Genomic DNA, 26,004 nt, shown 5'->3' with positions numbered 1-26,004 from the left:
CCGGGCGGGCGCGATGGCGACGATCCGCACGCGCCTGGCGGCGATCTTCGGCCTGATCGTGCTCGCCGCGTTCGGCGGCGTGTACCTGTCGGTGGTGCCGGGCCTGGAGGCGTCGCTGACCGACGAGCGGCTGCGCGGTCTCGCCCGCACCGCGGGGCAGTACGCGGAGCCGATCGAGCGGGCGATCACGACCAACCAGGACGTCCGCGTCCTCGACCGCACCGTGCGCGCCGCCGCGGACGCGTCGACCGCGCGCGTGACGCTGCTGGGCGTCAACCGCGGCACGCTCGGCCTGCAGACGTTCCCGAAGTCCGACTCCACCGCGCGGACCGACATCACCGACCTGCAGTTCGCGGTCGCCCAGTCGGCCGCGCGCAGCGGTCGCGTCGAGCGCGGGACCGAGGCGGGCAGCGAGGGGCGCGTCGGGCAGGCCGCGGTGCCGCTGTTCTTCCCCGGGCGGGACGGCCGGCCGGAGGTCGGCTCGGTCGTCGTCTTCACCGACCCGCTCGCCGACCTCGAGGGCCAGGTCGCCGTCGTGCGCCGCCGCGTGCTCGTCGCCGGGCTCGTCGCGGCGCTGCTCGCCGCGCTGGCGGGCGCCGTGGTCGCCGAGCTGCTCGGCCGGCGCGTGCGGCGCCTGGAGGCGGTCGCGGGCCTCGTCGCCGCCGGGGACTTCAGCGCGCGGTTCCCGGTCGACGACAGCGACGAGCTCGGCCGGCTCGCCCAGACGCTCGAGGACATGCGCCGCCAGCTCGCCGAGCTCGAGCACGCCCGCAGCCGCTTCATCGCGACCGCCTCGCACGAGCTGCGCACGCCGATCTTCTCGCTCGGCGGGTTCGTCGAGCTGCTCCAGGACGAGGACCTCGACGACGCGACGCGCGCGACGTTCCTCGACCAGATCGCCCAGCAGGTCGACCGGCTCGGCAAGCTCGCCACCGATCTGCTGGACCTCTCCAAGCTCGAGGCGGGCACGCTGGAGCTGCGTCCGGAGCAGACCGACCTCGCCGAGGTCGCCGAGCTCGTCGCGAGCGAGTTCCGGCCGGCGCTGCTCGCCCACCGCTCGACGCTCGAGGTGCGCGTCCCCGCCGGGCGCGTGCACGCGGTGTGCGATCCGGAGCGCGTCGCGCAGGTGCTGCGTATCCTCATCGACAACGCCTTGACGCACACGCCGGACGGCACCGACGTGGTGCTGAGCGCGAGCCGCCGGGGCGAGCGCGTCCGCGTCGGGGTCGCCGACTTCGGCCCCGGCATCCACCGCACCATGCTCCCCCACATCTTCGAGCCCTTCGTCACCTCCGACGACGCGCAGGGATCCGGCCTCGGCCTGGCGATCGCGCACGAGCTCGCGGAGCGGATGTCCGGCGAGCTGATCGCCGAGAGCAAGCCCGGTCGCACCACCTTCACCCTGGAGCTCCCCGCATGACGAGTCGTCCCGCCGTCGTCCTCGCCACCCTCGCCCTCGGGGGCGGTGCGGCCTTCGCCGTCGGCTGCGGGAAGGACGACGACTCCGACACCCGGGCCGAGGTGCGCACCGAGACGGTCGTCGTGCCGTCCTCGCGCGCCGACGTGCTCGAGAACCTCGACGGGCCGACCACGAGCGAGACCGCGAAGGGCTTCGACCCGGGCGGCATCTACGCGCGCGAGTCGCTCGGCGTCGTGACCGTGATCGCGACCGGGCTGGGCGGCGGGCAGAGCGGTCGCGGCGACAGCGGCCTGGGCTCCGGGTTCGTGCTGAACGACCGCGGCGAGATCGCCACCAACGCCCACGTCGTCACCAGCGGCGAGGGCTCGGCGATCAAGAAGGCGGGCAGCGTCTTCATCCGCTTCAAGGACGGCAACCAGGTCGGCGCGAAGATCGTCGGCTTCGACCCGTTCGCCGACGTGGCGCTGCTGAAGCTCGAGGACCTCGACGGGCTGAAGCTGCGCCCGCTGCCGCTGGGGTCGACGAAGGACGTCGCGGTCGGCGAGCCCGTCGCGGCGATCGGCTCGCCGTTCGGGGAGGAGCAGTCGCTCAGCGTCGGCGTCATCAGCGCGACCGGCCGCTCGATCGACTCGCTGACCGGCTTCCAGACCGCGGACGCGATCCAGACGGACGCGGCGATCAACCACGGCAACTCGGGTGGCCCACTGCTGAATGCGGCCGGCGAGGTGCTCGGCATCAACTCGCAGATCCGCACCGAGAGCGGGGACGGCACCGGCGTCGGCTTCGCCGTGCCGGTCGACACGGTCCGCCGGTCGATCGAGCAGCTGCGGGCCGCCGGCAAGGTCAGCTACTCCTACCTGGGCATCGCCAGCTCCCCGGTCTACCCGCAGCTGGCGCAGGAGTTCGACCTGCCCGTCGCCAAGGGCGCGTGGGTCCAGGAGGTCACCGACGGCGGCCCGGCCGACGACGCGGGCCTGAAGGCGGGCACGGGCGAGAAGGTCTTCCAGGCGCGCCCGTACGCGCCGGGCGGCGACCTGATCGTCGCGGTCGACGGCAAGCCCGTGGAGAAGGAGACCGATCTCGGCGTGCGGCTGCTGGACTACGACCCGGGCGAGACCGTGACGCTGACGCTCTACCGCGGCCAGCAGAAGCAGGACGTGCGCGTGAAGCTCGGCGAGCGGCCGACCGCCGCACCGCGCCGCGGCTGAGCGCCCGGCCCGTTTGGGCGGGCGGCGCGCGCGGTACCGTTGACGGCATGTCGACGGACACCGCCGCCCCGCTCGTCCTGGTGTCCAACCGGGGCCCCGTCACCTTCGAGGACGACGGCTCGATGTCCCGCGGCACCGGTGGGCTCGTCACCGCGCTGACCGGGCTGGCCTCGCACCGCGACGCGGTGTGGATCGCGTCGGCGATGACCCCGGCGGACGCCAAGCGCGCGCAGGAGGCGGGCGGGCGGCCGATCGACATCCGCACCCCGACCGGCGGCGAGTACCAGGTCAAGCTCGTCGCCTCCGACGCGGAGGCCTACGACGGCTTCTACAACATCGTTGCGAACCCGATGCTGTGGTTCATCCAGCACTACCTCTGGGACCTCAGCAACGCGCCGGACATCCGCCGGCACGAGATCGACGCGTTCGACTACGGGTACCGGGTGGTCAACGAGGACCTCGCGCGCGCGGTGATCGAGGAGATCGACGGCCGCGAGCACCCGGTCGTGATGGTCCACGACTACCACTTCTACCTGCTGCCGGCGCTCGTGCGCGCGGCGCGCCCCGACGTCTTCCTGCACCACTTCGTGCACATCCCGTGGACGCAGTCCGACGCCTGGCGGGTGCTGCCCAACCGGCTGCGCGAGGAGGTCTTCCGCGGCATCCTCGCCAACGACATCGTCGGCTTCCACACGCGCTCGTACCGGCGCAACTTCCTGCAGTGCTGCGAGGACCTGATGGGGCTGGAGGTCGACCACGAGGCCGGGGTCGTCCGCTACGAGGACCGCGAGGTCTGGGTGCGCGCGTACCCGCTGCCGATCGACGCGCGCGCGACGCTGCAGGTCGCGCGGTCCGCGCGCGTGCGGCAGTTCGAGACCGAGCTGCTGCGCCGCCGCCGCGACCACCTGATCCTGCGCGTGGACCGCGCGGACCTGTCCAAGAACGTCCTGCGCGGGTTCAGCGCCTTCGACCTGTTCCTCGAGCAGCACCCGGAGTTCGCCGAGAAGGTGACGTTCGTCGCGCAGCTGATGCCGTCGCGGACCGACGTGCCCGAGTACGCGGAGTACCTCGAGCGGATCGAGGCGCTCGTCGCGGTGGTCAACCACCGCCACGGGACCCCGGACTGGATGCCGATCCAGCTGAAGCTCCGCGACGACCTCGAGGAGGCGGTCGCCGCCTACAAGCACTACGACGTGCTGCTGGTCAACGCGATGTTCGACGGCATGAACCTCGTGGCGAAGGAGGGGCCGCTCGTCAACGAGCGCGGCGGCGTCTCGATCCTGTCGGAGAACACCGGCGCGCACGAGGAGCTCGGCGAGTTCGCGCTGAGCGTCAACCCGTTCGACATCCAGGAGCTGGCGGACGCGATCCACTCGGCGCTGACGATGGGCGAGGGCCGTCGGGCGGAGCGCCTGGACGGCCTGAAGGCGATCGTCACCGAGCGCGACCCGGGCGACTGGATCGACGAGCAGCTGGCCGACATCCGCAAGAAGGCGGGCGTCGACCTCGGTCCGCCGGTCGGGCCTACGGCAGCAGCGTGACGTCCTGCCGGCGCCGCGGGGGCGCCGGGGCCGGGACGGGCGGCGGCGCGGGCGGCACCGCGAGGGCCGGCGCCGGCGCGGGAACCGCCTGCCGGCGCGCGCGGCGGGCGCGGCTGCGGGCCTTGGCGCGGGCGCGCGCCCGCGCCCGGGCTGCGCGGCGCTCCGAGCGCGCGCGGCGGTCGGCCGACGGTGCGCGCTGCTGCCCGTCCGGCCGTGGGAGGTCGGCGTCGGGCGCGGCCACGGGGTCGGCGGGGTCCGCGGGCGGGGCCGCGCGGGCGGCGGCGGCCGCGGGGTCGACGGACCCGGCGGCGGACGGGCCCGGCGGCCGGGCGGGCGCGCGCGGCGCGACCGCGGCGGGCGGGTCGGCGAGCGCGACCGGCCGGGCGTCCGGGACGACCGGCGCGGACGGGGCCAGGTGCGGCCAGAGCACGACGAGGGCCCCGACGGCGAGCACGACGAGCAGCGGCAGGGGCGGCGTTCGCCGGGCGGGCGGGAGCGGGACGGGTGGCGGTGAGGACTCCATCCTCCCCACTAGCTCCCGGGCGCCGGAACTCGCCCCCCTCGTTCGGTCCCGTACCGCAACGCGCGGACGGACCGCCCGCTGCTACCTTCCGTCGTCGCTATGGCTGCTCCTGCCCCGACCTACGACCTCACGCTGCTGCTCGACAGCACCGCCGACGACGACCGCCGCAAGAAGATCCTTGCCGACGCGCAGGCCCTGATCGGCCAGCACGGGACCGTCGCCAGCACCCACGACTGGGGCGTCCGCCCGACGACCTACGAGGTCAAGAAGCACGCGGCGGCCGAGTACCACCTGATCCAGTTCTCCTCGCCGGCCCCGCGGCCGCTGCTCGAGGAGCTCGACCGCACGCTGCCGATCACCGACGGCGTGCTGCGCTACCGGATCATCAAGCTGAAGCCGGGCATCGGCGAGGTCCCGAACCTCAAGAACGCGACGCTCGAGGACGCGCCCGCGTCCGACGACGTCGAGGACGAGCGCTAGCCCCGTCCGCCACACCCGGTCGTGCCCTCCGGCGCCCCTCTCGGGCGCCGGTCGTGTTCCCGGGGTGCCGTCAGATGCGACGGCTTCCGGGCGACTTCGCAACAAATAGGCGGAACGAGCGGGTATTCCGGGGGTGCCCTCCGGACCCAGGTCTATGCTCGGACCGACGACGCATCGTTCGCCCCCGAAAGGAGATCGCGGAATGGCCGCGAGCAACATCAACCGGGTCGTGCTGACCGGCAACCTCACGTTCGACCCCGAGCTCCGTTCCCTGCCGAGCGGCACCGCCGTCTGCAAGCTGCGCATCGCGAGCAACACGCGGCGCAAGGGCGCCTCCGGCGAGTGGGAGGACAAGCCCAACTACTTCGACGTCACCGTCTGGGGCGCGCAGGGCGAGAACTGCGCGCGCTACCTCTCCAAGGGCCGCGGCGTCGCGATCGACGGCCGCCTGGAGTGGCGCGAGTGGCAGGACCAGCAGGGCAACAAGCGCCAGTCGGTCGAGATCGTCGCCGACAGCGTCCAGTTCCTGGGCGGCGGCGAGGGTGGTGGCCAGGGCGGTGGCGGCGGCTACCAGGCCCGCGGCCAGCAGGGCGGCGGCGGCTACGGCGGCCCGTCCGAGGTCCCCGCCGACTCCGGCGACTTCCAGACGGTCCCGTCCGGCGGCGGCTCCGTGCCGACCGGGGACGACGACATCCCGTTCTGAGCCGTCACACGGGACGGCCTGCCCGACGGCCCCGCCGGCGCGCCGCGCCCGGGGCCGTCGTGCTGTTCCGGCCGGTGCGCGTGCTATCGCACGCCGCCCCGCGGCCGGACGTGTCACAATCCCCGTTCGCGCGCCGCCACCGGCGCGCTCTCACTGTCACCAGGATTCACCCGAGGACTTCGTTTTGGCCAAGCAGCGCAACAGCGGGAAGGCAGCTCCCCGCCGACGGGACAAGAAGGGCGGGTCCGGCAGCGGCCGACGCAAGCCGTGCCTGCACTGCAAGGACAAGGTCGACCAGGTCGACTACCGCGACATCACGACGCTGCGCAAGTTCGTGTCCGAGCGCGGCAAGATCCGCTCGCGGCGCATCACCGGCGCGTGCCGTCGCCACCAGAACCAGGTCGCCCGTGCGGTGAAGCGCGCCCGTGAGCTCGCGCTGCTCCCGTACGTCAACGAGTCGGCCACCGACCCGCGCGACCGCGGCAGCCGCGACCGCGACCGGTAGTCCCATGCCCGAGGCGATTCTCCTCCAGGACGTGGACCAGGTCGGCGAGAAGGGCGCGGTCGTCACCGTGTCCAAGGGCTACCTGCGCAACTACCTCATCCCCCGCAAGCTCGCCGCCCCGGCGACCAAGGGCCTCGTCGAGACCGCGCGCCGCAAGGCCGAGTCCGAGGAGCGCGCGAAGGCCGACGCCGTCACGCAGGCCAACGAGCTCGCGGCGCTGCTGAACAAGACCGTCCTGACGATCCCGCAGCAGGCCGGCGAGGACGGCCGCCTGTTCGGCTCGGTCACCACCCAGGACATCGCCGACGCCATCAAGGAGGCGCGCGGCATCACGGTCGACAAGCGGCACGTGGAGCTGCCCGACGCCATCAAGGCCGTCGGCACCTACCAGGTCGTCGTCGAGGTCGCCACGGGCGTCCACGCGACGGTCAAGACGATCGTCACCGAGCGCTAGCTCGACCCCGAACCGCAGCCGGACCGACGGGCGCCCCACGGGCGCCCGTCGTCGTTGTCAGCGCTGCCCCGGTTCGTGACGACTCCGTGGAAGAGCACGCTCCTTCCGCACAAATCGGCGACGGCCTCCACGGGGCCGTTGCTACGGTCAACCGTCCAGCATGAGCACCTTCCCCGACGAGGACTACGAGCCCTACACCGAGCCGCAGAGCACCGCCGCGGCGATGGCTCCGCCGCACTCGCTGGAGGCCGAGCAGGGCGTCCTGGGCGCGATCCTGCTGTCGGACAAGACGCACTACGAGTACCTCGTCCAGACGGCGCTGACGCCCGACGACTTCTACCGCGACCGGCATCGCGTCGTCTTCGAGACGATGTTCGAGCTCTACGAGGAGAACGAGCCGATCGACGTCCTCACCGTCACCGAGCACCTGCGCTCGCGCGGCAAGCTCGACGAAGCGGGCGGCCCGGCGGAGATCGACGCGCTGGCCGGTGCCGTCCCCGCGGTCGGGAACATCCGTCGCTACGGCGCGATCGTCAAGGAGCACGCGCTGCTGCGGCGGCTCCTGAAGACGACCTACGACATCCAGTCCGCCGTGCACGGCCACGAGGCGGAGGCGCGCGAGATCGTCGAGCGGGCGGAGACGCAGATCCTCGAGGTCGCGCACGACGACCGCGCCAAGGACTTCGTGCCGGTCGGGGACGTCCTGCACGCCGAGATCGACGTCTGGCAGCGGATCGCCACCGAGGGCATCACGATGACCGGCACGCCCTCGGGCTTCCCGGACCTCGACGAGATGACCGGCGGCTTCCAGCCCGGCAACCTCATCATCCTCGCGGCGCGTCCCTCAATGGGGAAGTCGGCGCTCGTCACGAACATCGCCGAGAACGTCGCGCTGCACCCGAGCAACCCGAAGGCCGTCGCGCTGTTCAGCCTCGAGATGAGCGAGGGCGAGCTCGCCCAGCGCTTCATCGCCTCGCAGGCGTCGATCAAGGGCGACGACCTGCGCAAGGGCCGGCTGAAGAAGGAGCGCGACTGGAAGCGCGTCCTGGAGACCGCCGCCCGCTACGACGCGGCGAAGCTGTTCATCGACGACTCCTCCGACATCGGCCTGCTGGAGATCCGCGCCAAGGCGCGGCGCCTGCACCAGCAGCACGAGCTCGGGCTGATCATCGTCGACTACCTCCAGCTGATGCGCGCCGACGGCCGGATCGAGAACCGCGTCCAGCAGGTCTCCGCGATGAGCCGCGGCCTGAAGATCCTCGCCCGCGAGCTGCTGTGCCCGGTGATCGCGCTCTCGCAGCTCTCGCGCGGCGTGGAGTCCCGCACGGACAAGCGGCCGATGCTGTCCGATCTGCGTGAGTGCGTCACCGGCGACACGCTGGTGACGCTCGCCGACGGTCGTCGGATCCCGATCGAGGAGCTCGTCGGAACCCGGCCGGAGGTCGTCGCCGTCGACGAGCGCGACCGACTCGTCCCGGCCGTCGCGGAGGAGGTGTGGCCGGTCGGCCGTCGTGCGGTGGTCGAGCTGCGTCTCGCCTCGGGACGCCGGATCCGGACCACCGCCGACCACCGTCTGCGAACGGGTGGCGGGTGGGAGACCGTCGGCAGCCTCGTCCCCGGAGACCGCGTGGCGCTCGCCCGCGACCTGCCGGAGCCGCTCACCACCGACCGCTGGCCCGAGCACGAGGTCGTCCTCCTCGGGCAGCTCATCGGCGACGGCTCCTACCTGCGCGGCCAGCCGATGCGGTACACGACGGCCTCCCAGGAGAACTCCGACGCCGTCCGGGCCGCCGCCATCGCGATGGGGTCCGTCGTGCGCCGCCACGAGGGCCGGGGCTCCTGGCACCAGCTGGTGATCGCGGGCAACGGGAACCGGTGGACCCCGGCCGGGGTGGGTGCGTGGCTGAAGCAGCTCGGGATCTTCGACCAGCGCTCGGGAGAGAAGCGCGTCCCGCGCGCGGCGTTCCGTCTCCCCACCGACCAGATCGGCCTGCTGCTGCGGCATCTGTGGGCCACTGACGGCTCGATCCACGTGGATCGCAGCGACCGCGGGCGGGACAAGGGCCGCGTCGCCTACGTGACGATCAGCCGGGGACTCGCCGAGGACGTGGCCGCGCTGCTCCTGCGCCTGGGCATCGTCGCGCGGATCACGACCGTCGCCCAGGGCGCGCACCGACCCGCCCACCACGTCCAGGTCTCCGGCAGCGCCGCACAGCGGCGCTTCCTGCGCCTCGTCGGGGCCTTCGGCCCTCGGGTCCCCCAGGCGGAGCAGCTCGCAGGGGTGCTGGCCACGCGGGCCGAGGCCACGAACGTCGACACCCTGCCGACGGAGGTGTGGGCCCGCGTCCGCGCGCGGATGGCCGAGCGCGGCGTCACCACGCGGGCGATGGCGGACCTCCGCGGAACGTCCTACGGCGGGTCCGCGCACTTCGCGTACGCGCCGTCCCCGACCGTCGCGATGGAGTACGCGCTGCTGCTCGAGGACGACGTGCTCGCGGACATCGCGTCCTGCGACCTCTTCTGGGACCGTGTCGTCTCGGTGTCGCCCGCCGGTGAGGAGGACGTCTACGACCTGACCGTCCCGGGCCCGCACTGCTGGCTGGCCGACGGCATCGTGTCCCACAACTCGGGCGGCATCGAGCAGGACGCGGACCTCGTCATGTTCATCTACCGCGACGAGTACTACTACCCGGAGACCACCGAGGCACCCGGGGAGGGTGAGCTGATCATCGCGAAGCACCGCAACGGCGGACTGGGCACCGTGCACCTGAACTTCCAGGGCGAGTACCCGCGGTTCCTCGGCCAGGCGCGGGAGGACTGATGCCGCGCCCCTGGGTCTGCCCCTTCGACCTGTGCGACGGCAGCGCGCTGCTCGTCGACGAGGCGACGCGCACCTCGCGGCCGTGCCGCTGCCGGCCGCAGATGCTGAGCGCGCGGCGCACGACGTCGCTGGCGCGGTCGATCCCGAAGAAGTACCGCGGGCTGTCGCTGGACCGCGAGCCGATCGCGTCGATGCCCGACGGCACCCGCCGGGTCGTCGGCGCCTACCTGCGCGACCTCGACGAGCACGTGCGCACGGGCCGCGGGCTGTGGTTCTTCGGCGACGTCGGGACGGGCAAGACGACGCTCGCGATGCTCGTCTCGCAGGCCGCGCTGGATCGCGGGCACTCGGTGGCGATCTACTCGCTGCCGCGGCTGCTGGCGGAGATCCGCACGACGTTCGACGAGGACACCGAGCACTCCTACATCGACCTGCTCGACCGCCTCACCGAGGTCGACCTCCTGCACATCGACGACGTCGGGGCGGAGAAGACGAGCCCGTGGGTGCTGGAGCAGCTGTACTCGATCATCAACACGCGCTACGAGGAGGAGCGCGCCGTGATGATCACGACGAACCTCGTCGACGACGAGGAGCTGCGCGAGCAGATCACGCCACGGACGGTCAGCCGGCTGCGGGAGATGTGCGAGCTCGTGCCGCTGTTCGGGGCCGACAACCGGCTGCGCGAGGACTGGGACGACCACCAGCCGCAGCCCGGCCGGGCGGGTGTGGAGTCGTCCGTCGCGGACTGGCTGCAGCAGAGTTCGTAGACTCTGATCCCTCATGCCAGGCACCGTCATCGTCGGCGCGCAATGGGGTGACGAGGGGAAGGGCAAGATCATCGATCTGCTCGCCTCCCGCGCCGATGCCGTCATCCGCTTCCAGGGCGGCAACAACGCAGGTCACACCATCGTCCACGAGGGCGTCACGTGGAAGTTCCACCTGATCCCGTCGGGCATCCTGTTCCCGGGGAAGACGTGCATCATCGGCAACGGGGTCGTCATCGACCCCGAGGTGCTGCTGGGCGAGATCGACGGCCTGCGCAAGCGCGGCGTCGACGTCAGCGGGCTGAAGATCAGCGCCAACGCGCACGTGATCATGCCCTACCACCGGATCCTCGACCGGGCCGGTGAGGACCGCCTGGGCCGCCACCAGATCGGCACGACCAAGCGGGGCATCGGTCCCGCGTACGCCGACAAGGCCGCACGCCTGGGCATCCGCATCCAGGACATGCTCGACGAGAAGATCCTGAAGAAGAAGATCCTCGCCGCGCTCGAGCCGAAGAAGCTGATGCTGCGCCCCTACGAGCGCGACGCCGAGTTCGCCGACCAGCTCGACCTGCAGCAGATGACCCTCGACCTGCTGACCTACGGGCACAAGCTCGAGCAGCACATCGCCGACACCAGCGCGCTGGCGTGGAAGGCGCTGGACGAGGAGAAGCTCGTCCTGTTCGAGGGCGCCCAGGGCGCGCTGCTGGACATCGACCACGGCACCTATCCGTTCGTCACGTCGTCCAACCCGGTGTCCGCGTCGGCGTGCATCGGCTCGGGCGTCGGCCCGCGCGACATCGACGAGGTCTGGGGCGTCACGAAGGCGTACGCCACGCGCGTCGGCGCGGGCCCGTTCCCGACCGAGCTGTTCGAGGGCGACCCGGTCGGCGACGGCATCATCGACCGCGGTCACGAGTACGGCACCACGACCGGCCGCCGCCGGCGCGCCGGCTGGCTGGACCTCGTCGCGCTGAAGTACGCGGCCCGCATCAACTCGCTGACGCACCTCTGCGTCACGAAGCTCGACGTGCTCTCCGGGCTCGACACCATCCGCGTCTGCACGCGCTACCGGGGGGAGGAGGACGCGACGTTCGAGACGTTCCCCTACCACCAGACGGTGCTGCACCACGCGACCGCCGAGTACGTCGACCTGCCGGGCTGGCAGGAGGACCTCACCGGCTGCCGCAGCGAGGCGGACCTGCCGCAGGCCGCGCGCGACTACCTGCAGTTCATCGCCGACCACACCGGCGTGCCGATCGCGCAGATCAGCATCGGCCCGGCGCGCGACCAGGTCATCTGGACCGAGGTCGGCAACCAGACGGTCGCCGGGCGCACGCCGAGCGTCGTCTAGCCCCGCCGCGGACGGGGCGCCCGATCGGGCGCCCTAGGCGCGGACGACGCGCGTGTCGACGATGAAGTCGTGCAGCGCGCGGTTCTGCTCGTCGAACAGCGGCCAGAGCCAGTCGGCGAGGTACGCGATCCCGAACGTGAAGCTCGCGACCGCCCCGACCACGAGGCTCTTGAGCACGACCTCGCGCACGACCGCGGTGCCGAGGTCCAGCCGCGAGCGGTCCCGCTTGACGACCCGGATGCCGGCGGCGTACTTGCCGACCGTCCGGCCGTCGGTGCGCCACAGCATCAGCGGCTGGTAGACGAGCGCCGCCAGTCCGACCACGAGGATCAGGACGAAGAACGCGAGCACGAGCGCGAAGAACCCGCCCTCGGTGTCGACGGTGACGCCGATCGCCCCGAGCGGGATGAAGAGCACGACCGCGAGCATGACGACGACGAAGCCGTCGACGATCGCCGCGAACGCGCGCGACCACCAGCCGGCGAGCTGCAGCGGCTCGGGGCCGTCTCCGGGCAGCCCTGACGGCATCACGGGCGTCGGCGTGACGGGCGCGGGCCCGCCGGCCGGGCCGTACGCTCCCGGCGGCACCGGGCCGGTCCCGTACCCGGGCGCGGGCGGCGGCGGTGGCAGCGGGTTGCCGAAGGCGTCGCGGCCGGTCCCCTGGTCGCTCATGGGAACGAGGGTACCGGCACGACCATGCCGGGCATGCCGTGTCCGATCTCGTGGTCGTGCTCGAGCACCTCGGCCTCGCCGCGGCGCAGGACCCGCAGGGCGAGGGCGAGCGCGGACAGCATCGCGAGCGTGGCGAGGGTGATCTGCACGCTGACGATCCCCTCCTCGCTCCAGTAGACGTCGTCGAGCTTCAGCAGCAGCGCGGACTCGTCGAGGGTGAGCGCGACCCCGGCCCCGAACGGGACCGCGAGGTACGGGTCGAGGTCCTCGTCGCGGGAGACGATCGACACGCCTCCGGCGAGGAACGCCATCGCGATGCCGGGGACGAAGTGGTGGATGTGGTGGTCCCCGACGACGACGTTGCGCAGCGGTCCCCAGCGGCCGCGCTCGCGCAGCAGGCGCGTGGAGACGCGCGTCAGCACGAAGGTCGCGAGGAACGACAGGTGCAGGTTCAGCAGCGCGTTCTCGCGCGTGGAGCCGCCCTTGTAGCCGGCGACGGCGACCTCGACGGTCTGCCCGATCGCCTGCTCGGCGGCGAGGACCACGTCCTCGGTCTCGCCCGGCAGCGGCGCGTCGCCGCGCCGCCACACCCGCAGCACCTCGGCGACGAGGACGGCGCCCGTCGTGACCCCGGCCGCGGCGGCGATCGCGCGCGTGCGCCGCTCGGCGACCTCCCGGCGGCGGCGGGCGGCGGCGCTGCGCGAACGGCCGATGACGAGGTCCACCGAGCGCACCGTGCCGCTCAGGTCCAGGGGCCGCGTTCGAGCAGCTCGGCGTCGGGCACGCGGCGCACGACGCGGGCGGGGACGCCCATGACGACCGCGCGGGCGGGCACGTCGGCGGTGACGACCGCGCCGGCGGCGACGAACGCCTCCTCCCCCACCTCGACGCCGGGGGTGAGCACCGCGCCGCCGCCGACGCGGCAGGCGCGGCGCAGGGTGGCGCCCTGGAGGGCGCGGCCCTCGGGCAGGCGGGCCATCGTGTCGTCGTTGGTGGTCACGGCGCCGGGGCCGACGAAGACGTCGTCCTCGACGGTGCTGAACGCCGTGAGGTACACGTGGGCCTGGAGGCGCACGCGGGCGCCGACGGTCGACCGCGGGTCGACGGTGGCGCCGCGTCCGACGACCGTGTCCGCCCCGACGGTCGCGTGCTCGCGCACGACGGCGAGGTCGCCGACGATGACGCCCGGGCCGAGCTGCGAGCCGGCGAAGACGACGGCGTGCGTGCAGATCGCGGCGCCGGCGCCGATGACGAGCGGTCCGGGCCCGTCGGCGCTGCGCAGGCTGGACCGGGGGGACAGCGTCGGCGGCTTGCCGAGCACGGCGCCGTCCTGGATGCGGACGCCGTCACCGATGATCACGTCGTCGTGCACGACGACGTTGGCGCCGAAGACGACCCCGTCGCCGACCCGCGCGGTCGGGCTGAGGACGAGCCCGGGAGCGTCCGTGTGGTCCATCCCGGATACCCTACCCACGCCGTGAGCGCCGCCTCTTCGACCACCTCCGAGCTGCGTGGCGCCGTCCTCGGGCTCGGCATGATGGGCCGCCACCACGCCCGCCTGCTGCAGAGCACGGCGGGGGTCGCGTTCGCCGGCGCGGTCGACCCGGGCGGGGACGTGCACGGCGCCGTGCGCGACCCGGGGCTCGTGTTCGCCTCGCTCGACGCGCTGCTCGCGGCGGGCCCGCTGGACTTCGCGATCGTCGCAGCCCCGGCCGAGGAGCACCTGCCGCTCGCCGCGCGGCTGATCGAGGCGGGCGTGCACGCGCTGGTCGAGAAGCCCCTGGCGGCGACGGTCGAGGAGTCGCGCGAGCTGATCCGACTGAGCGAGGGCACCGGGGTCCGGGTCGCGGTCGGGCACGTCGAGCGGTGCAACCCGGCGCTGCTGGAGCTGCGTCGCCGCGCGCAGGCCGGGGAGGTCGGGGACGTGTTCATGATCGCCGCCGAGCGGCAGGGCCCGTTCCCGGCGCGGATCAAGGACGTCGGGGTCGTGAAGGACCTCGGCACGCACGACCTCGACCTCGTGCGCTGGATCGGGGGCGCCCCGGTCCTGCGGGTCGCGGCGGAGACGCAGCACCGCATGGGTCGTGCGCACGAGGACCTGGTGCTCGTGACGGGCCGGCTGCGGTCCGGGGTGGCGTTCAGCTGCTCGGTGGACTGGCTGACGCCGACGAAGGTCCGGCGGGTGCGGGTCCTCGGCTCCGACGGGATGCTCGTCGCCGACCAGCTGACCGGTGACCTGACGCTCTACCGCAACGGGGACGTCGAGTCGACGTGGGACGCGGCGCGCACGCTGCGCGGCGTGAGCGAGGGCGACATGACCCGCTTCGCGATCGCGCGCCGCGAGCCGCTGCTCGTGCAGCTGGAGACGTTCTGCGCCTACGTGCGCGGCGACGACGACGCGGGCGTCGTGACCCTGGAGGAGGGCCTGCACGCCGTGCAGGCGGCGGAGACCGTGCTGCTGTCGGCGCGCGAGGGGATGACCGTGCGGATGGAGGACGTCTGATGCGCGCAGTCGTCGTGGCGCTCGGGAAGATCGGGCTGCCGATCGCGGCGGCGATCGCCCGGGCGGGACACGAGGTGATCGGCTGCGACGTCGACCAGCGCGTCGTCGACGCGGTCAACGGGGCGGTCGAGCCGTTCCCGGGCGAGGGCGGCCTGCTCGAGGCGCTGCAGGAGACGGTCGGCGCGGGCCGCCTGCGGGCGACGACCGACACCGCCGCCGCGGTCGCGACGGGGCCGGATCTCGTGATCGCGGTGCCGCCGCTGATCGTCGACGCGGACGCCCGCCCGGACTTCGCGATCCTCGACGCGGTCGTGGCGGACATCGCGCGCGGCCTGGCCGCCGCACCCGGCGACGCGCGCCCCGTGATCGCGATCGAGACGACGCTGCCAGTCGGCACGACACGGACCCGGATCGCCCCGGCGCTCGAGGCGGGCAGCGGTCGGACCGGGGAGCGCGACTTCTTCACCGTCTTCTCGCCCGAACGCGTCTTCAGCGGCCGGATCTTCCAGGACCTGGAGACGTACCCGAAGCTCGTCGGCGGCCTCGGCGCGGACGGCGAGGCGCGCGGCGTCGCCGCCTACGCGGCGTTCCTCGGCGCGGAGGTCCGCGCGATGGGGTCCGCGGAGGCCGCGGAGATGACGAAGCTCGTCGAGACGACGTACCGCGACGTGAACATCGCGCTCGCCAACGAGTTCGCGCGCGCCGCGGACCGCTACGGGCTCGACGTGCAGGCGGTGATCGACGCCGCGAACTCGCAGCCGTTCAGCCACGTGCACCGGCCCGGGGTCGCGGTCGGCGGGCACTGCATCCCCGTCTACCCGCGGTTCTACCTCGCCGGTGACCCGCAGGCGCGGCTCCCGGCGACCGCGCGCGCGGTCAACGAGACGATGCCCGCGTACGCGGTCGACCTGCTCGAGCAGCAGCTCGGCCCGCTGCGCGACGAGACGGTCCTGGTCCTCGGCGTCGCGTACCGCGGCGGCGTGAAGGAGACCGCGTTCTCCGGCGCGTTCGCGCTGCGCGACGAGCTGCTCGCGCGCGGCGCGCGGCCGGTCGCCGCCGACCCGCTGTACGACGCCGACGAGCTCCGGGCGCTCGGGTTCCAGCCGTGGGACGGGGAGGCGGCCGTCGCGGGCGTCGTCGTGCAGGCCGACCACGCGGCCTACCGCGAGCTCGGCCCCGCGCGGCTGCCGGGCGTGCGCGCGGTGGTCGACGGGCGCGGGATCGTGGACGCGGTCGCGTTCGCGCAGGCCGGGGTGCCGGTCAAGGTCATCGGGCGGCCCTCTGCGCGTGGGCTCACCAGAACGGTGAGCTGACGCGCACTCGGCGGTCCGCGTCAGTCGCCGAAGGCGCGCACGAGCGCGTCGACCACGCGCTCGCCGGCCCGGCCGTCCCCGTAGAGCATCGGCCGCTCGGTCGGGGGGGTGCGCTCGAGCGCCGCGTAGGCCGCGGGCGCGTCGAGGTCGACGAGGACGTTCCAGCCCGCGTCCACGGTCTCGGTCCACTCGGTCGTGTCGCGCAGCGTGATGCAGGGGACGCCCGCGAGGTACGCCTCCTTCTGCACGCCGCCGGAGTCGGTGAGCATCGCGCGGGCGCGCGTGAGCAGCGCAGTGAAGGCGAGGTAGCCGAGCGGCGGGGTGATCGAGACGTGCTCGGCGCCGAGCAGCTCGTCGAGCCAGCCCTGCGCGTCGAGGCGCGCCCCGGTCCGCGGGTGCAGCGGGAGCACCGCCGGGCACGGCAGGCCCAGCAGCAGGTCGACGAGGCGCCGCAGCCGCTCGGGGTCGTCGACGTTCCCGGCGCGGTGCGCGGTGACGAGCACGTACTCGCCGGGCGTCACCTCGGCGCTGCGCAGCGGCCCGTCGTCCTCGCGGGCGCGGGGCTGGACGAGCAGCGCCACGTCGACCATGACGTCCCCGACGACCTCGACGGTGCCGACGACCCGCTCGGCGGCGAGGTGCTCGGTCGGGGCGGCGGACGAGCACAGCAGCAGCGTCGAGAGGTGGTCGGTCAGGACGCGGTTGAGCTCCTCGGGCATCGACCGGTCGAACGAGCGCATGCCGGCCTCCACGTGCGCGACCGGCACGCCCGCCTGCGCGGCGGCGAGGCCACCGGCGAGCGTGGAGTTCGTGTCCCCGTAGACGAGGACGACGTCGGGGCGCTCCGCCGCGATCAGCGGCGCGATGGCGCTGAGCATCCGCGCGGTCTGCTCGGTGTTGGATCCCGTGCCGAGCTGGAGCTCGTGCGTGGGGCGCGGGACGCCGAGCTCGTCGAAGAACACGGCGCTCATCTCGTCGTCGTAGTGCTGGCCGGTGTGGACGAGCACCTCGGTGGCGACCTCCTGCAGGCGCCGCGAGACCGCGGCCGCCTTGACGAACTGCGGCCGGTTGCCGATGACGGTCAGGACCCTCACGCGGCCGCGAGCTCCTCCGTGACGTGCGCGCGGAAGCGGGCCGCCGCCTCGACGGTGCGGGCGCCGGGTGTCGCGGGCAGCCACGCGCCGTCGATCGCCGTGATCGCCTGCACCTCCCGCAGGGTCGAGGCGAGGAACGCCTCCTCCAGGCGGGCGAGGTCGTCCCGGGTGGTGATCCGCTCGGTCGCGCCGGTGAGCGCGAGGACCCGCCGACGGGTGATCGAGTCGAGGATGTGGTCGTCCAGCGGCGGCGTGTAGAGGTGCTGGTCGCCGGTGAGCGCGTAGAAGAACGAGGACGTCGGGGCCTCGAGCACGCGGCCGTGCGGGGTGACGAGCAGCGCGTCGTCGGCGCCCTGCTCCTGGGCGACGCGCCCCGCGAGCATGTTCGCCGCGTAGCTCAGGGACTTCACGCCGTCGAGGATCCGGGTCGGCGCGTAGGTGACGGTCGCGAGGGTGAGGGAGTCGGCGTGCTTGCGCAGCGGCTCGATCATCGCCAGCCGGGTGCCGCCCATCGTGACGAGCACGCGGACGGCGCCGTCGACCGGGTCGGCGGCCTGGAGCAGCGTGCGCACGTCGGCGTCGACGGTCGCCGGGTTGAGCGGCAGCCGCAGGGTCCGGGCGGAGGAGACGAGCCGCTCGAGGTGGTCCTCCCAGGCGAACAGCCGCCCCGCGTAGAGGCGCGCGACCTCGAACACGCCGTCGCCGCGCAGCAGGCCGGGGTCGGTGGCGGGGATCCGGGCCTCGGCGGCCGGGACGACGACGCCGTCGAGGATCGCGAGCTGGTCGGGCACGCGGCGCACGATACCCCGCAGCGCCGCCCGCGGCCGTAGGGTTTCGTGCGCGTGAAGAACGACCAGGAGGCCATCCGCGACCGCATCTACGAGCTCGCCCGTTCGATCGGGCTCGTCGGCGACGCCCAGCTCGGGCAGATCGCGGACCTCGCGGCGCGCGCCTCGCAGCTCAACGACTTCATGGACGAGCACGCGCTCGTCGGGCTCCTGCAGGCGTACGGGCGTGCGGTGGACCGGATCGCCAGCGCGGAGGCGCTCGTCGCCGCCCGCCATCTGGCGGACGTGCCCGACGAGGCGTTCGAGGCGACGCTCGACGCCTGGCTGGCGGACGTCCTGCCGCTGGCGGTCGACACCTTTGCGCTGATCCACGCCCGGCGCCTGGAGCAGCTGGTGCGACGGCGCACCCAGGCGGCCGCCGCGTCGGCCGCGACCGCCTCCGCGGTGAGCACGGGCGGCGCGACCCCGGACCTGGAGTTCGCGGACCTCGCGGTCGGCATGGTCGACCTGCGGGGCTCGACCGGCTTCATGCTCGACCAGAAGCCCGAGGCGATCTGCGCGCTCGTCGACGAGCTCTACTTCGCGGTCGGCCAGGTCGCCGCCCAGCACGAGGTGCATGCCGGGAAGTTCCTCGGGGACGGGGTCCTGTTCTTCTCCGCCGACCCGGACCGGCTGCTCGACGCGACCGTGCAGGCCGTCGCCGTGCTCGGGGAGCAGACGGCGCTGCGCGCCGGGGCGGGCGTCGCGCGCGGGGCGGTCATCCGCCACGCCGGCGACTGGTTCGGCACCCCGGTGAACCTCGCCTCCCGCCTGGGCGAGCTGGCCGGCCCCGACGAGGTCCTCGTCGACCAGGACGCCCTCCCCGACGGCCGCACGCCACGGACGTGGCGCTGGGCCCGACCCCGCGGCCTGAGCGAGGAGCGGCGCGTCGGCGTGCTCGTGCCCTAGGTTCGCGAATCGCCCGGAGAACGACGAAACCCCGGCCGGAGCCGAGGTTTCGGTGAGAGAGTGCCCCCGCTAGGAATCGAACCTAGAACCTTCGGATTAAGAGTCCGCTGCTCTGCCAGTTGAGCTACAAGGGCGTGGGACGAAGTGTAGCCGGAACGCCGCGCGCAGGCCGCGCGGCGCCCGGTCGGGACTACTCGGCCGCGGCGCCCGCCCCCTGCGCGGCGGCCTGGGCGGCCTGCGTCTTGGCCGACTGGAGCTGGGCCTTGATCTGCTCGCGGTCCTCGGGCTTGGCGAGCTCCTCGGCCTTGCCGGCGGCGAGATCGCCCTTGCGGGTCTGGCCCGCGGCGTACGCGTAGGTGGCGAGCTGGACGAACAGCTGCGGGGTGGGCTCGCGGGCGTCGACGACGATCTCCATCGCCTGCACGGCCTTCGGCAGCTTGTTCAGCCCGATGAACGCCTGGACCATGAGGTTCGCGACGCGGTCGTCGGGCTTCTTCGGGTCGAGCGCGAGGTACTTGTCCCAGGCGATCTCGCTGCGGCGCAGCTCCTTGAGCCCGCCATCGGTGAACGCGCCGGTCGACTGGTTGAAGTTCTCGCCGGTGCCGGCCTGCTGGAAGCGGAGCTTGGCGAGGTTCGCCCAGGTGGGCGCGTCCTGCGGGTCGGCCGCCAGCTTCTTCTCGGCCGCGTCGATGCGCTCGGAGTAGATGTCCTCGACCGCGGTGCCGTCACCGCGGATGGCGTCGGCGAGACCGCCCTGCACGTCACCGCCGATGCCGAAGAAGACGAGGCCGCCGCCCATGAGCAGGGCGAGCGACAGGTAGATGGCCTGGACGGTGCGTCGCCGGCCACGGCCGCGGAGATCGAACAGCATGGTGCACCTAGGGTAGAGCGTGCGCCGTCATCGGCGCGTCACGGCGTCGCGGGACGGTCGTCCTCCGGGTCGTCCGCCCGCGCGCCCATCTCGGCGAGGTCGTCCTCGTCGAGGAAGTCCTCGTCGATCTCGAAGTCGAGGTTCGGCTCGGGCAGGTCCTCGTCGTCCTCGTCGTCGTCGCCCCACTCGTCCCGCCACTGCTGCAGGACGCTCTCCTGCGGGCGACCGCGGTTGAAGAGGACCGCCAGCCAGATGCTCGCCTCGTACAGGACGAGCAGCGGCGCCATCGAGATGAGCATCGTCACCGGGTCGGTGCCCGGCAGGAGCATCGCGACGACGGCGATGATCAGCAGCGAGTAGCGACGGTTCTTGCGCAACTGCAGCGGCGTGACGATCCCGACCCGCGTCGCGGCGAGGATCGCCACCGGCAGCTGGAAGAGCAGGCCCAGTCCGGCCAGGGCCAGCACCGCGAACTTGTAGTAGTCGTTGGCCTGGACCAGGACGTTGAACGCGTCGCTGTTGAAGTTCTGCAGGAACTGGGTCGCCGGTGGGAGCACGACGAAGTAGCCGAAGACCACGCCCGTGATGAACAGCACCGGCACCATCGACATCAGCGGGAGTGCGACCCGTCGTTCCTCGGGACTGAACGCGGGCAGCACGAACGCGTACAACTGGTAGAGCAGCAGCGGCATCGCGAACAGCAACGCGAAGTACAACGCCACCGTCAGGGTCGTCATGAAGGGCTCGCCGACGCGCAGCGTCACCGGTTGGTTGCCCTTCGTGATCGGCATGTCCGCGATCGCCGCGGTCGCCGCCTTCGTCGTCTCCTGGAGCTTCTGGCGCGCGGCGGCGCTCAGCTCGAGGTCCGGGTCGGCCAGCGCGGCGGCGACCGCCGCGTTCTGGGCCCCGATCGCCCGGACGGCGAGCTGCGTCTTCTGGAGCTGGCCGGGGAGGCCGCGGCCCTTCTCCAGCGACGTCGCCGTGGCGCGCTCGAGCGGCTCGTTGAGGATGTTCAGCAGCGCGCCGTTCTGCCACGCGCACACCATGAAGGAGACGAGCAGGACCGACGCGCAGACGATCAGGCGCGACCGGAGCTCGTCGAGGTGCTCGACGAGACTCAGCCGGTCGTCGTGCCCGACGGGGCGACGAAGCGTGGACGCCATGCGCGGTGTGCGGTGACCCGGGGACCGACGGCCGGGCTAGGAGCCCGAGACCTTCGCGTCCTCGCGGGCGGACTCGGCGGGCGTCGCCTCGGCGGCGGTGAGCTCGGCGCGATCGCGGTCGTCGCTCTTGCTGTCCCCGGTGATCGAGTCCTTGAACTCGCGCATCCCGGTTCCGAGGCTGCGGCCGAGGCCGGGGAGCTTCTTCGGTCCGAAGATCACCAGCACGATCACCAGCACGATGGCCAGCTCGAGGGGTCCGATGTTGGGCATGGGAGTCGCTTCCGTTCCGGTGGGGGTCGCTTGAAGCGTAGCGCCGGCGCGTCATCGCGCCGCAGGCGGGAACTACCCCTCAAGTCTCTGGGTGACGCCGCCGATGAAGTGGGCGTCAACAGGGATTGCGAAATGGCACGAGACACGGATCATCACCACTACGTTCGCAAGGTCGTCCTGCCGTCCGGGAAGACGATCGAGGTCGTCTACTTCGAGGACCAGGTCGTGCACTCCGACGCGGTCGCGGGCTCGCCCTCGACGCGCACGGTCGAGCAGCAGGACGAGCTGCACGTCTGCGGCTCCTGCCGCAGCGAGCTCGTCTACCCGACCGCGTGGTCGGAGGCCGGACCGCGCCACTGGGAGGTCTCCCTGCGCTGCCCCAACTGCGAGTGGCAGGGCACCGGCGTCTTCGAGCAGGAGCTGGTCGAGCGCTTCGACGACGAGCTCGACCGTGGCACCCAGCAGGTCGTCGACGACCTGCGCCGTCTCCTGCACGCCAACATGGAGGCGGAGATCGAGCGGTTCGTGCGCGCCCTGCACGGCGGGCACATCCAGCCCGAGGACTTCTAGGCGCTCACGCGTAGCGCGCGACCACACCGGTCGCGACGAGGTCCAGCGCCCGGCGCTGGGCCTCCGGCAGGTCCGCCGGGATGTCCCGACGCGCACCGGCCACCAGCTCCAGCGCCTGCTCGCGCGCCGCGTCGAGCGCGCCGGTCGCGGCGATCGCGTCGCAGACCTCCTCGGCCTGCTGCGGGGTCGTGATCGTGCGCGGGTCGAGCGCCGCGAGCTGCGGGTCGCGTTCACGCGCCACGATGAAGGGGAGCGTGACCGTGCCGTCCAGCAGGTCGGTGCCGCGGTGCTTGCCCGTCCGCTCCACCGGGCCGGAGACGTCGAGGACGTCGTCGAGCAGCTGGAACGCCAGGCCGATGCGCCGGCCGAACGAGCCGAGCACGGTCGGATCGGCGTCCGCGCGGCCGGACTCCATCACCCCGAGCGCGCAGGCGGCCTCGAACAGCCGCGCGGTCTTCAGCTCGCAGCGCAGGAGGTAGCGGTCCAGCGTCACCGTGGCGTCCCACGCGTCGGCGCGCTGCAGCAGCTCGCCACGGGCCAGGCCCGAGCCCGCGTCGCTCAGGGCGCGGATCTCGTCGGGGCGCCCGGTCTGCACGAGCAGCGAGAACGCGCGCGCGAACAGCTGGTCACCGGCGCACGTCGCCATCGCGCGTCCCGCGGACGCGTACACCGTCGGGGCGCCGCGACGCATCGGCGCGTCGTCGAGGACGTCGTCGTGCACGAGCGTGGCGCTGTGGACGAGCTCGACCGCGGCGGCCGCCCGGACCAGCGACGCGGTGTCCCGCCCGGGCTCGGGCGCGCCCGCCGCGACGAGCACGAGCAGGGGCCGCAGGCGCTTGCCGCCCGCGGCGATCGTCGCCGCGCCGTGCGGGGCGAGCTGCGGCGCGGTGCCGGCGGCGATCTCGCCGAGCAGCTCCTCCACCGCGCCCATCAGCGGCGCGACGTGCGGCCCCGCCGCCTGGGCGATCGGTGCCGCCTCAGCCGCGAGCGTGGCGCTCACGCGGGCTTCTGACCGACGTGGATCGCGATGATCCCGCCGGCGGTGAGCACGTACTTCACCGGGTCCAGACCGGCGGCGTGGAGCTTGCCCGCGAGGGTGTGCGCGTCGGGGAACCGCTTGACGCTGTTGGGGAGGTACTCGTAGGCCTCCGGATCGCCGGAGATCTTCCCGAGCACCGGGACGGCCCGGTCGAACCACAGGGAGAAGAACGTCGAGAGCGGCGGCTTCGTCGGGTTCGTCATCTCGAGGACGACGACGCGGCCCCCGGGCTTGACGACGCGGGTCATCTCGCGCAGGCCCTGGTCGAGGTCGCTGAAGTTGCGGGCGCCGAAGCCGACGGTCGCCGCGGCGAAGCTGTCGGACTCGTACGGGAGCTCCAGCGCGTTGCCGAGCTCCCAGGCGATGCCCTGCGGGCGCTTGCGCCGCGCGAGGTCGAGCATGCCCGGCGAGAAGTCCGAGCCCACGACGGCGCCCTGCGGGCCGACACGGCCCGCGAGCTCGATCGCGAGGTCGCCGGTGCCGGTCGCCACGTCCAGGACGCGGTCACCGGGACCGACCGCGGCGAGGTCGGCCGCCCGGGTGCGCCACTTGTGGTGCAGCCCGGCGGTCATCACCGAGTTCAGGAGGTCGTAGTACCGCGCGACGCGATCGAACATCGCGCGGACCTGCGTCTCCTCCAGCCGGCCGGCCTTGTAGCCGGTCGGCTGGTTGGCAGTCGTGCTCATGGGGTCCCCCGGGACCGCGTCGGCGGTCGGGCTACTCGTCCTTCTTGAGCTGGCCGAGGAACATGACCATGTTGCGGAACTTCTCCGGCTCCTTCTCCTGCAGCGAGCGGAAGGAGGGCATCGGCGACGTCGGGTTGACGAGCGTCTGCGCGATCGCCTGGGCCGGGAGCCGGTCGGCGATGTCGGTCAGCTCGGGCCCGGGGCCGTCGTTGCCGTTCTCGGCGATCTTGTGGCAGGCCAGGCAGCCGGACTGCGCGACGACGAGCTTGCCCGCCTCGTACTGCTCGACCATGGCGCCGCCCTGCGCGCTGATGCGCTCAGGCGTCTCCATCTCGATCCGGGTCGGCGCGCCCGCCTCGGCACCGAGGTAGGTCAGCAGGCCCATCGCGCAGATGGTGAAGATGCCGGCCGTCGTGGCGATCGGACGCTTCTCCGGCCGACGCTCCGGGCTGCGGTCGTAGAACGGCAGCAGGAACAGCAGGATCATGCAGATCGTCGGGACGCCGATCGTCGCGAGCGGCACGAGCTCCGGCGGCTTGATGACCTTGAGCAGCTCGAAGAGGAAGAAGAAGTACCACTCCGGGCGGGGCGTGTAGGTCGTCGTGGTCGGGTCAGCCTTGGGGCCGAGCTCGGCGCCGAGGATGAGCGACATGAGGATGATCGCCAGCATGACCACGCAGGCCATGAGGGCGTCCTTCGCGACGGCGTAGGGGAAGAACGGCTTCCCCTGCGCCTTGAGGACGGAGTACTCGCGAAGGTACTGCTCCTTCTCCTGCTTGTTCACGCCTGCTCCTCGTCCTTCTTCGTGTACTTCTCCGCCGAGACCCACGGCGGGGCGGTGGTGCCGAGCTTGGCCACCAGGTACAGGTGGAAGCCGATCAGGGCGCCCAGGAGGCCCGGCACGAGCAACATGTGGATCGCGTAGAACCGCGACAGGGTCGTGGCGCCGAACTCGGGGCCGCCACGGAGGAAGTCCGACAGGAACGGACCGACGAGCGGGCCCGTGCCGTTGATGTTCACGCCGACGATCGTGGCCCAGTAGGAGCGCTGGTCGAACGGCAGCAGGTAGCCGGTGAACGACATCGTCATCGTCAGGATGAGCAGGACGACGCCGATGACCCAGTTCAGCTCGCGCGGGTACTTGTACGCGCCGAAGAAGAACGTCCTCGCCATGTGGAGGAAGATCAGGATCACCATCACCGACGAGCCCCACTTGTGCATGCCGTGCACGAACTCGCCGAGGAAGACCTCGTCGTTGACGTAGCGCATCGACTCGTACGCGCCGGAGGCGGCGTCGGGCCGGTAGTACATCGCGAGGAAGACGCCCGTGACCGCCTGGCTCAGGAAGGCGAACATCGTCGCCGAGCCCAGCGTGTAGAACCAGTTGGTGCCCTTGGGCACCTTGCGGAACATCATCCAGCGGGCGGCGCCGGAGAGGCTGGTCCGCTCGTCGACCCAGTCGACCGCGGAGATGCCGGCCTCCTTGGCGAGGTCGACCGGGCCCTGCTTGGGCTGGCCGGGCCGCTTCGGGAGCGGGACGACCTTGTCCGGGATGGGCGGGAGGGGGAGCTTGAGCTTGGGCATGCGTTCTTACTCGTCGAGCTTGCGGATCGATGGACGCGACGGGTACAGGTACTGCCCCACGCCGTCGAGCGGCTCGCCCGGGTCGCGGGGGGAGAAGCGGTCGAGCTCGTCGTTCACGGAGAACCGCGGACCGACCTCGACACGACCGGCCTGCGTGATCCGCGTGTAGAAGCGGTCAAGCGGCCGCACCGGCGGGCCGCCGTCGACGGCGCCGGTGAAGTCGTAGACGCCGCCGTGGCACGGGCAGATGAAGCGCTCGGCGGCGGAGACGTAGCGGACGGGACAGCCGAGGTGCATGCAGCGCGTCGACAGCGCGATGACCTGGTTGTACTGGTCCTCCGGCTCCTTGTCGATCGACGCGTTGCGCTTGCGCAGGTAGACCGTGGACTTGCCGGCCTGGCCGACGCCGGTCACGAGCGTGATCGTCTTCGGGATGTAGGAGTCGTCCGGGAGCTCGTCCAGCGCGATGACGTCCTGCCACGGCTGCTCGTGCTCGTCAAAGATGGGGCCGACCGCGAAGCCCAGGGCGGGCAGCAGGAACGCGGACGCCGCGACACCGCCGGCCACGTGGGCCGTTCCGGTCATGAAGCGACGACGGGTGACCGTCTCGCCTTCGAAGGCGCCCGGGATCCCCCGGTCGAGCGTGGAGTTGGACTTCGTCTTCCTGCGGTCTTCGGACACTGCGTTCTCCTCAGCGCGCCTCTGCGCGTCGGGGGTCGGTCTCGGATGA

General features: G+C 72.7%; 28 protein-coding genes and 1 tRNA gene. 14 read left to right on the top strand and 15 right to left on the bottom strand.

From position 1 onward, the window contains the following. Nucleotides 1–13: 13 nt before the first annotated feature. Genes C7Y72_RS06270 through C7Y72_RS06260 form a run of 3 tightly spaced genes read left to right on the top strand, consistent with a single transcriptional unit; the run spans nucleotide 14 to nucleotide 4,169 of the window. Entirely contained in the window at nucleotides 14–1,420 is a 1,407-nt protein-coding gene (locus C7Y72_RS06270; RefSeq protein ID WP_107567767.1) for a sensor histidine kinase, read from the top strand. Then, nucleotides 1,417–2,628: a S1C family serine protease gene (locus C7Y72_RS06265; RefSeq protein WP_107567765.1), complete on the top strand. Its 1,212-nt coding sequence runs from the start codon at nucleotides 1,417–1,419 to the stop codon at nucleotides 2,626–2,628. Before C7Y72_RS06270 ends, C7Y72_RS06265 begins: the two co-directional genes overlap by 4 nt. Nucleotides 2,629–2,675: 47 nt before the next feature. After that, nucleotides 2,676–4,169 (top strand): alpha,alpha-trehalose-phosphate synthase (UDP-forming), encoded by a 1,494-nt coding sequence (locus C7Y72_RS06260; protein ID WP_107567763.1) that lies wholly within the window; start codon nucleotides 2,676–2,678, stop codon nucleotides 4,167–4,169. Here the strand turns inward: C7Y72_RS06260 and C7Y72_RS06255 are convergent. Further along, entirely contained in the window at nucleotides 4,153–4,692 is a 540-nt protein-coding gene (locus C7Y72_RS06255) for a hypothetical protein (RefSeq protein WP_107567761.1), read from the bottom strand. The two genes, C7Y72_RS06260 and C7Y72_RS06255, sit on opposite strands and share 17 nt — an antisense overlap. A gap of 99 nt (nucleotides 4,693–4,791) precedes the next feature. Between C7Y72_RS06255 and rpsF the strand changes: the two genes are divergently transcribed. The 7 genes from rpsF to C7Y72_RS06220 all read left to right on the top strand — a co-directional run bounded on the left by rpsF (nucleotide 4,792) and on the right by C7Y72_RS06220 (nucleotide 11,773). Next, nucleotides 4,792–5,172, top strand: coding sequence for a 30S ribosomal protein S6 (gene rpsF, locus C7Y72_RS06250; protein ID WP_107567759.1), 381 nt, complete (start codon nucleotides 4,792–4,794; stop codon nucleotides 5,170–5,172). Between the two features lie 202 nt (nucleotides 5,173–5,374). Further along, entirely contained in the window at nucleotides 5,375–5,875 is a 501-nt protein-coding gene (locus C7Y72_RS06245) for a single-stranded DNA-binding protein (RefSeq protein ID WP_107567757.1), read from the top strand. Nucleotides 5,876–6,059: 184 nt separating this feature from the next. Then, nucleotides 6,060–6,380 (top strand): 30S ribosomal protein S18, encoded by a 321-nt coding sequence (gene rpsR, locus C7Y72_RS06240; RefSeq protein ID WP_107567755.1) that lies wholly within the window; start codon nucleotides 6,060–6,062, stop codon nucleotides 6,378–6,380. Nucleotides 6,381–6,384: 4 nt separating this feature from the next. Then, nucleotides 6,385–6,834 carry a 50S ribosomal protein L9 gene (gene rplI / locus C7Y72_RS06235; protein ID WP_107567753.1) on the top strand — a complete coding sequence of 150 codons (450 nt, stop codon included), beginning with the start codon at nucleotides 6,385–6,387 and terminating at the stop codon, nucleotides 6,832–6,834. Nucleotides 6,835–6,994: 160 nt separating this feature from the next. Next, on the top strand, nucleotides 6,995–9,655 hold the full coding sequence (locus C7Y72_RS06230; RefSeq protein WP_107567751.1) for a replicative DNA helicase: 2,661 nt from the start codon (nucleotides 6,995–6,997) through the stop codon (nucleotides 9,653–9,655). Further along, entirely contained in the window at nucleotides 9,655–10,422 is a 768-nt protein-coding gene (locus C7Y72_RS06225; protein ID WP_107567749.1) for an ATP-binding protein, read from the top strand. Before C7Y72_RS06230 ends, C7Y72_RS06225 begins: the two co-directional genes overlap by 1 nt. 13 nt (nucleotides 10,423–10,435) lie before the next feature. Continuing rightward, nucleotides 10,436–11,773 carry an adenylosuccinate synthase gene (locus C7Y72_RS06220; protein WP_107567747.1) on the top strand — a complete coding sequence of 446 codons (1,338 nt, stop codon included), beginning with the start codon at nucleotides 10,436–10,438 and terminating at the stop codon, nucleotides 11,771–11,773. Nucleotides 11,774–11,806: 33 nt separating this feature from the next. Here the strand turns inward: C7Y72_RS06220 and C7Y72_RS06215 are convergent, their stop codons facing one another. From C7Y72_RS06215 to C7Y72_RS24125, 3 genes are read right to left on the bottom strand one after another with little or no spacing between them, the layout of a single operon-like run. Continuing rightward, nucleotides 11,807–12,445, bottom strand: coding sequence for an RDD family protein (locus tag C7Y72_RS06215; RefSeq protein WP_107567745.1), 639 nt, complete (start codon nucleotides 12,443–12,445; stop codon nucleotides 11,807–11,809). Further along, on the bottom strand, nucleotides 12,442–13,170 hold the full coding sequence (locus C7Y72_RS06210) for a hypothetical protein (RefSeq protein WP_107567743.1): 729 nt from the start codon (nucleotides 13,168–13,170) through the stop codon (nucleotides 12,442–12,444). Before C7Y72_RS06210 ends, C7Y72_RS06215 begins: the two co-directional genes overlap by 4 nt. Before the next feature lie 17 nt (nucleotides 13,171–13,187). After that, nucleotides 13,188–13,901 (bottom strand): acyltransferase, encoded by a 714-nt coding sequence (locus C7Y72_RS24125; RefSeq protein WP_107567742.1) that lies wholly within the window; start codon nucleotides 13,899–13,901, stop codon nucleotides 13,188–13,190. Between the two features lie 21 nt (nucleotides 13,902–13,922). Between C7Y72_RS24125 and C7Y72_RS06200 the strand changes: the two genes are divergently transcribed. Together C7Y72_RS06200 and C7Y72_RS06195 are read left to right on the top strand one after the other, a co-directional pair. Beyond that, nucleotides 13,923–14,948: a Gfo/Idh/MocA family protein gene (locus C7Y72_RS06200; protein ID WP_233243742.1), complete on the top strand. Its 1,026-nt coding sequence runs from the start codon at nucleotides 13,923–13,925 to the stop codon at nucleotides 14,946–14,948. Continuing rightward, nucleotides 14,948–16,261, top strand: coding sequence for a nucleotide sugar dehydrogenase (locus C7Y72_RS06195; protein WP_107567740.1), 1,314 nt, complete (start codon nucleotides 14,948–14,950; stop codon nucleotides 16,259–16,261). The genes C7Y72_RS06200 and C7Y72_RS06195 overlap by 1 nt, the downstream gene beginning before the upstream one ends. A gap of 20 nt (nucleotides 16,262–16,281) precedes the next feature. Here the strand turns inward: C7Y72_RS06195 and wecB are convergent, their stop codons facing one another. Further along, a complete protein-coding gene (gene wecB, locus C7Y72_RS06190; protein WP_107567738.1) occupies nucleotides 16,282–17,355 on the bottom strand; it encodes a non-hydrolyzing UDP-N-acetylglucosamine 2-epimerase in 1,074 nt (357 codons plus the stop codon). Next, a complete protein-coding gene (locus tag C7Y72_RS23135) occupies nucleotides 17,352–18,146 on the bottom strand; it encodes an aminotransferase class IV (RefSeq protein ID WP_158276684.1) in 795 nt (264 codons plus the stop codon). Before C7Y72_RS23135 ends, wecB begins: the two co-directional genes overlap by 4 nt. 51 nt (nucleotides 18,147–18,197) lie before the next feature. On the opposite strand from C7Y72_RS23135, the gene C7Y72_RS23130 reads away from it, so the two are divergent. Further along, a complete protein-coding gene (locus C7Y72_RS23130; protein ID WP_158276683.1) occupies nucleotides 18,198–19,091 on the top strand; it encodes an adenylate/guanylate cyclase domain-containing protein in 894 nt (297 codons plus the stop codon). Between the two features lie 61 nt (nucleotides 19,092–19,152). On the opposite strand, the gene C7Y72_RS06175 is transcribed toward C7Y72_RS23130, so the two are convergent. From C7Y72_RS06175 to C7Y72_RS06160, 4 genes are all read right to left on the bottom strand, one after another. Next, nucleotides 19,153–19,225: transfer RNA gene (locus tag C7Y72_RS06175), tRNA-Lys, on the bottom strand. Between the two features lie 56 nt (nucleotides 19,226–19,281). Next, nucleotides 19,282–19,962: a tetratricopeptide repeat protein gene (locus C7Y72_RS06170; protein ID WP_107567733.1), complete on the bottom strand. Its 681-nt coding sequence runs from the start codon at nucleotides 19,960–19,962 to the stop codon at nucleotides 19,282–19,284. A gap of 38 nt (nucleotides 19,963–20,000) precedes the next feature. Next, nucleotides 20,001–21,125: a twin-arginine translocase subunit TatC gene (tatC, locus tag C7Y72_RS06165; RefSeq protein WP_107567731.1), complete on the bottom strand. Its 1,125-nt coding sequence runs from the start codon at nucleotides 21,123–21,125 to the stop codon at nucleotides 20,001–20,003. 36 nt (nucleotides 21,126–21,161) lie between these two features. Further along, nucleotides 21,162–21,395 (bottom strand): Sec-independent protein translocase subunit TatA/TatB, encoded by a 234-nt coding sequence (locus tag C7Y72_RS06160; RefSeq protein WP_107567729.1) that lies wholly within the window; start codon nucleotides 21,393–21,395, stop codon nucleotides 21,162–21,164. Nucleotides 21,396–21,527: 132 nt separating this feature from the next. Between C7Y72_RS06160 and C7Y72_RS06155 the strand changes: the two genes are divergently transcribed. Beyond that, on the top strand, nucleotides 21,528–21,965 hold the full coding sequence (locus C7Y72_RS06155; RefSeq protein ID WP_107567727.1) for a hypothetical protein: 438 nt from the start codon (nucleotides 21,528–21,530) through the stop codon (nucleotides 21,963–21,965). A gap of 4 nt (nucleotides 21,966–21,969) precedes the next feature. Here C7Y72_RS06155 and C7Y72_RS06150 read toward each other — a convergent pair whose 3' ends face one another. Genes C7Y72_RS06150 through C7Y72_RS06130 form a run of 5 tightly spaced genes read right to left on the bottom strand, consistent with a single transcriptional unit; the run spans nucleotide 21,970 to nucleotide 25,955 of the window. Then, nucleotides 21,970–22,965, bottom strand: a complete 996-nt coding sequence (locus C7Y72_RS06150; RefSeq protein WP_107567725.1) for a polyprenyl synthetase family protein — start codon at nucleotides 22,963–22,965, stop codon at nucleotides 21,970–21,972. Next, the gene (ubiE, locus tag C7Y72_RS06145) at nucleotides 22,962–23,690 is read right to left on the bottom strand and encodes a bifunctional demethylmenaquinone methyltransferase/2-methoxy-6-polyprenyl-1,4-benzoquinol methylase UbiE (protein WP_107567723.1); all 729 of its coding nucleotides are present in this window, start codon (nucleotides 23,688–23,690) and stop codon (nucleotides 22,962–22,964) included. The genes C7Y72_RS06150 and ubiE overlap by 4 nt, the downstream gene beginning before the upstream one ends. A gap of 31 nt (nucleotides 23,691–23,721) precedes the next feature. Beyond that, nucleotides 23,722–24,474, bottom strand: coding sequence for a c-type cytochrome (locus C7Y72_RS06140; RefSeq protein WP_107567721.1), 753 nt, complete (start codon nucleotides 24,472–24,474; stop codon nucleotides 23,722–23,724). Beyond that, nucleotides 24,471–25,274: a cytochrome b gene (locus C7Y72_RS06135; protein ID WP_107567719.1), complete on the bottom strand. Its 804-nt coding sequence runs from the start codon at nucleotides 25,272–25,274 to the stop codon at nucleotides 24,471–24,473. The genes C7Y72_RS06140 and C7Y72_RS06135 overlap by 4 nt, the downstream gene beginning before the upstream one ends. Nucleotides 25,275–25,280: 6 nt before the next feature. Continuing rightward, nucleotides 25,281–25,955, bottom strand: coding sequence for a QcrA and Rieske domain-containing protein (locus C7Y72_RS06130; RefSeq protein WP_233243740.1), 675 nt, complete (start codon nucleotides 25,953–25,955; stop codon nucleotides 25,281–25,283). Nucleotides 25,956–26,004 lie beyond the last annotated feature (49 nt).

Source organism: Paraconexibacter algicola, assembly GCF_003044185.1.
Taxonomy (GTDB): Bacteria; Actinomycetota; Thermoleophilia; order Solirubrobacterales; family Solirubrobacteraceae; genus Paraconexibacter; species Paraconexibacter algicola.
The sequence above is the reverse complement of the archived record's forward strand: the minus strand, read 5'-3'. Positions and strand labels throughout refer to the sequence as shown.

Excerpts from the sequence above, each read along its gene's own strand:
- C7Y72_RS06270 (WP_107567767.1), top strand. The coding sequence starts at position 14 with ATGGCGACGATCCGCACGCGCCTGGCGGCGATCTTCGGCCTGATCGTG.
- C7Y72_RS06265 (WP_107567765.1), top strand. The coding sequence starts at position 1,417 with ATGACGAGTCGTCCCGCCGTCGTCCTCGCCACCCTCGCCCTCGGGGGC.
- C7Y72_RS06260 (WP_107567763.1), top strand. The coding sequence starts at position 2,676 with ATGTCGACGGACACCGCCGCCCCGCTCGTCCTGGTGTCCAACCGGGGC.
- C7Y72_RS06255 (WP_107567761.1), bottom strand. The coding sequence starts at position 4,692 with ATGGAGTCCTCACCGCCACCCGTCCCGCTCCCGCCCGCCCGGCGAACG.
- rpsF (WP_107567759.1), top strand. The coding sequence starts at position 4,792 with ATGGCTGCTCCTGCCCCGACCTACGACCTCACGCTGCTGCTCGACAGC.
- C7Y72_RS06245 (WP_107567757.1), top strand. The coding sequence starts at position 5,375 with ATGGCCGCGAGCAACATCAACCGGGTCGTGCTGACCGGCAACCTCACG.
- rplI (WP_107567753.1), top strand. The coding sequence starts at position 6,385 with ATGCCCGAGGCGATTCTCCTCCAGGACGTGGACCAGGTCGGCGAGAAG.
- C7Y72_RS06230 (WP_107567751.1), top strand. The coding sequence starts at position 6,995 with ATGAGCACCTTCCCCGACGAGGACTACGAGCCCTACACCGAGCCGCAG.
- C7Y72_RS06225 (WP_107567749.1), top strand. The coding sequence starts at position 9,655 with ATGCCGCGCCCCTGGGTCTGCCCCTTCGACCTGTGCGACGGCAGCGCG.
- C7Y72_RS06220 (WP_107567747.1), top strand. The coding sequence starts at position 10,436 with ATGCCAGGCACCGTCATCGTCGGCGCGCAATGGGGTGACGAGGGGAAG.
- C7Y72_RS06215 (WP_107567745.1), bottom strand. The coding sequence starts at position 12,445 with ATGAGCGACCAGGGGACCGGCCGCGACGCCTTCGGCAACCCGCTGCCA.
- C7Y72_RS24125 (WP_107567742.1), bottom strand. The coding sequence starts at position 13,901 with ATGGACCACACGGACGCTCCCGGGCTCGTCCTCAGCCCGACCGCGCGG.
- C7Y72_RS06195 (WP_107567740.1), top strand. The coding sequence starts at position 14,948 with ATGCGCGCAGTCGTCGTGGCGCTCGGGAAGATCGGGCTGCCGATCGCG.
- C7Y72_RS06170 (WP_107567733.1), bottom strand. The coding sequence starts at position 19,962 with ATGCTGTTCGATCTCCGCGGCCGTGGCCGGCGACGCACCGTCCAGGCC.
- tatC (WP_107567731.1), bottom strand. The coding sequence starts at position 21,125 with ATGGCGTCCACGCTTCGTCGCCCCGTCGGGCACGACGACCGGCTGAGT.
- C7Y72_RS06160 (WP_107567729.1), bottom strand. The coding sequence starts at position 21,395 with ATGCCCAACATCGGACCCCTCGAGCTGGCCATCGTGCTGGTGATCGTG.
- C7Y72_RS06155 (WP_107567727.1), top strand. The coding sequence starts at position 21,528 with ATGGCACGAGACACGGATCATCACCACTACGTTCGCAAGGTCGTCCTG.
- ubiE (WP_107567723.1), bottom strand. The coding sequence starts at position 23,690 with ATGAGCACGACTGCCAACCAGCCGACCGGCTACAAGGCCGGCCGGCTG.
- C7Y72_RS06135 (WP_107567719.1), bottom strand. The coding sequence starts at position 25,274 with ATGCCCAAGCTCAAGCTCCCCCTCCCGCCCATCCCGGACAAGGTCGTC.